Annotated in this window: 6 protein-coding genes and 1 pseudogene; 2 read left to right on the top strand and 5 right to left on the bottom strand. The window is 42.7% G+C overall.

All coding sequences use genetic code 11. From position 1 onward, the window contains the following. Positions 1-85, bottom strand: a pseudogene (locus BGL89_RS10370) (transposase); the annotation flags it as partial. A gap of 294 nt (positions 86-379) precedes the next feature. On the opposite strand from BGL89_RS10370, the gene BGL89_RS10375 reads away from it, so the two are divergent. Both BGL89_RS10375 and BGL89_RS10380 read left to right on the top strand, forming a co-directional pair. Beyond that, positions 380-655: a DUF6883 domain-containing protein gene (locus BGL89_RS10375; RefSeq protein WP_353737678.1), complete on the top strand. Its 276-nt coding sequence runs from the start codon at positions 380-382 to the stop codon at positions 653-655. Between the two features lie 66 nt (positions 656-721). Continuing rightward, complete coding sequence (locus BGL89_RS10380; protein ID WP_286825648.1) at positions 722-943, top strand: DUF4926 domain-containing protein; 222 nt, start codon at positions 722-724, stop codon at positions 941-943. Positions 944-1065: 122 nt separating this feature from the next. Here the strand turns inward: BGL89_RS10380 and BGL89_RS10385 are convergent, their stop codons facing one another. From BGL89_RS10385 to BGL89_RS10400, 4 genes are all read right to left on the bottom strand, one after another. Further along, the gene (locus BGL89_RS10385) at positions 1066-1848 is read right to left on the bottom strand and encodes an energy-coupling factor ABC transporter ATP-binding protein (RefSeq protein WP_286825649.1); all 783 of its coding nucleotides are present in this window, start codon (positions 1846-1848) and stop codon (positions 1066-1068) included. Positions 1849-1862: 14 nt separating this feature from the next. Beyond that, a complete protein-coding gene (cbiQ, locus tag BGL89_RS10390; protein WP_286825650.1) occupies positions 1863-2636 on the bottom strand; it encodes a cobalt ECF transporter T component CbiQ in 774 nt (257 codons plus the stop codon). Between the two features lie 118 nt (positions 2637-2754). Beyond that, positions 2755-3078: a PDGLE domain-containing protein gene (locus tag BGL89_RS10395; protein WP_286825651.1), complete on the bottom strand. Its 324-nt coding sequence runs from the start codon at positions 3076-3078 to the stop codon at positions 2755-2757. A gap of 13 nt (positions 3079-3091) precedes the next feature. Then, positions 3092-3835: an energy-coupling factor ABC transporter permease gene (locus BGL89_RS10400; protein ID WP_286825652.1), complete on the bottom strand. Its 744-nt coding sequence runs from the start codon at positions 3833-3835 to the stop codon at positions 3092-3094. Between the last annotated feature and the right edge of the window lie 539 nt (positions 3836-4374).

The following is a 4374-nucleotide window of genomic DNA, read 5'->3' on the forward strand; positions in this document are numbered from 1 at the left end:
GAACAAATTGGGTTGTCCGTATTGCCTCATTAATGGCTTCTATCTGATTAGGTTTTGGCTTAACTTTGTATTCTAGTACAAACATTTTGACACTGCTTGACCCACTATCAATATCTTAACACAAAATTCTTTAAGTTGACAATACATATTTATTTAAAGCCGCCCGACCCTACACTAAAGGGCGGGGCTTGTACCCAAATTTTCGGTCAGACTTTCTCGCTTTTGTCCTCTCTTCTATGCAAGAAACCGATAATAAATCTCCAAATTGTGCATCAGACATCAGTTTATCCTTAATTCTCTCGGGATAACCGAACAGAAAAGTAGATGCTAGGCTACATTTAATCTAACCAAACCAAGAGAGCCGAGTTTTTTGTTGGAAGTGAAACTGCCTCATCCTGAAAGTACCATCATAGATGATCACAAACTAACTGGTTATTCCCTAAATCTAAATCATGCCGATGGACGGCATAAAGCCCGTGTTTTTAAATCCGCCTTAAACTTAGATATTGATGACGTTCAATTTCTTAAAAACGCACTCTTAGAAGCCGTTAAAACCTGTAATGCTATTCCCGATAAAATCAATCAATATGGACAAAAGATTATTGACTTTCCCCTGAATCATCAAAACAAAACAGCTATTATTCAGAGTGTTTAGATAATCAGAAATGATGAGAATTTTTCCCGTTTAGTTACTTGTTATGTACTTTAAGGAGATAATGAAATGAAACTCTTAGATGTGATTGCTTTATTAGAAGACTTACCCCAATTGGGATTATATCGCGGGCAAGTGGGAACAATTGTAGAAGTCTATGAGCCAAATGTTTTTGAAGTTGAATTTAGCGATACTTCTGGCCTTGCTTATGCTATCGAAATCTTACAAGAAAATCAATTAATGTTATTACATCATTCTCCCTTAGAATCCCAAAAATTAACCGCTAAGTAGCGGTAAGCTGTTGACTATCTCAATCACTCGTTAAGACTGTCTATGAGAGGGGAAAAGGGAGCTTTTTTTCAGTGATCAGTAAACAGTAATCGGTGAACTGAAAACTCACATCTGATAACTGATCACTGATCACTGACTTGTGAGGGCGCATCAGCGATCGCACAGTAGGGACGACTATAACAAAGGGGTATTTCCAGGTCGTGTTGTTCCAAAAATTCCCGATTACTTAAAATCTTAGCGGTTTCTCCCTCTCCCACCACCTGACCACGACTTAAAACCACCGTGCGATCGCATAGTTCTAAAGCCAGATCGAGATCATGGGTGGCGATGACTTGGGTTTGGGGTAAAGTGGCTAACAGTTGTATTAATTGCCGACGGGATCGGGGATCCAGTTGGGCGCTAGGTTCATCAAAAACTAAGACCTGCGGCAACATGGCTAAAACCCCCGCAATCGCCACGCGTTTTTTTTCACCCCCCGATAGATTCTGACTGTTTCTCTTACCGTAATGCTTGGAATCCAATCCCACCGCGTGTAAAGCATGATGACAGCGATGGTTTAAATCCTCTCCGCGAATTCCCTGATTCATCGGGCCAAAAGTCACATCTTCCCAGACAGTGGGCATAAATAGCTGATCGTCGGGGTTTTGGAAGACTAAACCGACAAAATTGCGGATATTTTCTAAATTCTCCGGTTTAACTTGGTAGGGACCGACGGTGATTTTACCCGTTTGCGGCGGGAGAATACCGTTAAAATGCAATAATAAGGTGGATTTTCCCGATCCATTGGCCCCGACCAAAGCCACCTTTTCCGTAGCTTCAATGGCTAAATTAATACCTTTTAACGCTTCTGTGCCGTCAGGATAGGTATAAACTAGGTTTTCAATAAAAATCGGGTTGTGGTGCATGAAAAACGAGACTTTTATCTGAGTAGATGTACCATTTGACCCCAGAGGATCAGAATTACTGTGCCAATTATAGCGAGATAATCGTTCAGCTTGCTTTGGGGAACCTGTACAGAAGGCAAGGAACCAGTGTAACCCCTCGATAACATGGCTTGATAAATGCGATCGCCACGTTCGTAGGTACGGATAAATAAAGCGCCGATCATGTGTCCCACTAGCAACCGTTGCCATCGGGGACTACTCATTAAATTGCGCGCAATTGCTGCCCTTCGCATGGAATTAAATTCAGCGATCAAAACAGCTAGATAACGGTACATAGAAGCCAAAATTGCCACCAATAAAGGGGGGGTTTTTAGGGTAACTAATGCTTGCAACAGGTCAGGAATCGCTGTCGTTAAAACCAGAATATTGACCGTACAAAGACAGAGAAAAGCTTTTAGGGCCACACTGCCTAACACCAGCAATCCCTCGCTAGTTACCCGCAAAAATCCCCAAGACCAAAGAATTTCCCCGCCATCGCGAAAAAGAGTTCCCAATAAAACCACACCGATAAAGACAAATTCGATCGCTACTCTTTGTAAAAGTACGGCAATACTCACCCGACTGATCAGAATTAAAATAATTAATCCTAATCCGTAAATCCCCCAAGTTCCCCAACTACCATTCGGCGTTAAGGCTGTGGCAAAAACTAACAAAAGAGTAACTAAAACCCGGGTATGGGGCGCGAGTCTCTGCCAAAAACCGAAATTTTGTCCCTCATTGTCGCGAGAAAAAGTGGCAATGTGTAGCATTTATTCAGTTATCAGTGATCAGTTATCAGTTATCAGTTATCAGTTAGAAAAGGGATATAGGGATATAGGGGTTTAGGGAAATTTCAGCTAAATGCCCCACTTCTCGACTCCCATATCCTTATTCCTGATTTTGGGATTTTGCAATCACTAATTTACCGATACCCCAAGCGATGCCGAAAGTGGCAAGAGTTCCCAGAAAACCGGCCAGGGGAGTGGCGACACCTTCGGGAACACCTTTGAGGGCATAACCATCAAAAATTCGGGCGAAAGGTAATTGACTACCTAGGGCGTTAGGGTCTTCTTTTTTGCTAAATTGCAAGTCTTCCGCCACTCGATCGAGTCCGTCGGGATCGGGACTGGCAAAGGGAGAAAGAAAAACGGCGATAATTAGGGAATATACTAGGCCAATCAGAAAAAATTGGCTATTTCTGCGAATATTCATCGAATTAATTGCTTTATTGACGAGAAGCGTAGGAAGATGGAACAGAGGTATTAAGGGAATGGGGCGGATCGTAGAGAAGATCGGGACGGGTTCGCCAGATATAACCGACAGCGAAAACGGTAATCACCGCTTCCCCGATGCCGATGAGGATATGCCAAGATAACATGGCAAAAAGGGCGACTAAAGGCGGTACAGTGCCAGATAAAGCCAATTGCAGGGCGCAAGCCAACGCCGCCACCACCACACTTGTCCAAGCGGCCAGGGCAACAGCGATCGCCATACTGCGCCAACTATTAAAACCGAGGGCTTTTCTAATCCCCAGATAGAGATAATAACCGCCAAACGTCCCGATCAAACCCATATTGACGATATTCGCCCCTAAAACCGTTAAACCGCCATCTTGAAAAAATAAAGCTTGAACGATAAAAACCACCGCCATCACCAAAGAACCCGCCCAGGGACCGAGTAAAACCCCCGCAAGAGTCCCCCCTAATAAATGTCCGGAGGTTCCCCCCGGAATGGGAAAATTAATCATCTGGGCGGCAAAAATAAAGGCGGCACAAACTCCCATCAAAGGTACAGCCCGTTCAGCGTAGTGACCGCGCACTTTTTTGAGAGAAAAGCTAATCAGGACGACGGCAATTATCCAAGTAAATAGACTCACCGATGGACTCAAAAAGCCGTCAGGAATATGGAGGGCGAGATAAGGGGTAAGGAGAGGGTGAAACAAACCAACTCCCAGAAAATTAACAGACATTAAAACTCAGTCTCCTTGGCAATTTGGGTTAAAGATTTCAATAGAATTGTCTCCCTAGGACGGAAAAGTCCTATCTTCTAGTAGATAACTAACCGCTTCATTCTACAATGCTCTCTCTGGGGATTTAAACCCTTTAGCTTCTTAAGAATTTCTGTTATTTTGCCAGCCGTCAGGGTTTAGCTATCAGCAAAAATCTGAATTATTCTCAAGCACTCAAATTATTTAAATTATTATTAATTTTTCGAGTTTTTTTTAGTTTTTATGCTAGGACTCAATCAGTTATCAGTTATCAGCTAGAAGAGGCTAGTGACCACTAACCACTAACCACTAACCACTATTCACTAACTAAGGTCATGAGTTTTAAGTAATATTATTCACTGATCGAAAATTTGGGTTAAAACCCCGTCCTTTTAGGACGGCTTTAAGCTACAATGGAAAAAGCGATAATCAAGCTAAAAACTGAACCTTGACCACAGATAGTAGGGGGTTTCGTTCAGAAAAGACTTCAAATTCGGCCTTGAACGAGTAAAACTTTCTAG

Origin of the sequence: Microcystis sp. LSC13-02 (genome assembly GCA_002282935.1) — a bacterium.
Taxonomy (GTDB): Bacteria; Cyanobacteriota; Cyanobacteriia; order Cyanobacteriales; family Microcystaceae; genus Microcystis.

Coding starts and splice junctions, on each gene's coding strand:
- BGL89_RS10380 (WP_286825648.1), top strand. CDS start 722: ATGAAACTCTTAGATGTGATTGCTTTATTAGAAGACTTACCCCAATTG.
- BGL89_RS10385 (WP_286825649.1), bottom strand. CDS start 1,848: ATGCACCACAACCCGATTTTTATTGAAAACCTAGTTTATACCTATCCT.
- cbiQ (WP_286825650.1), bottom strand. CDS start 2,636: ATGCTACACATTGCCACTTTTTCTCGCGACAATGAGGGACAAAATTTC.
- BGL89_RS10395 (WP_286825651.1), bottom strand. CDS start 3,078: ATGAATATTCGCAGAAATAGCCAATTTTTTCTGATTGGCCTAGTATAT.
- BGL89_RS10400 (WP_286825652.1), bottom strand. CDS start 3,835: ATGTCTGTTAATTTTCTGGGAGTTGGTTTGTTTCACCCTCTCCTTACC.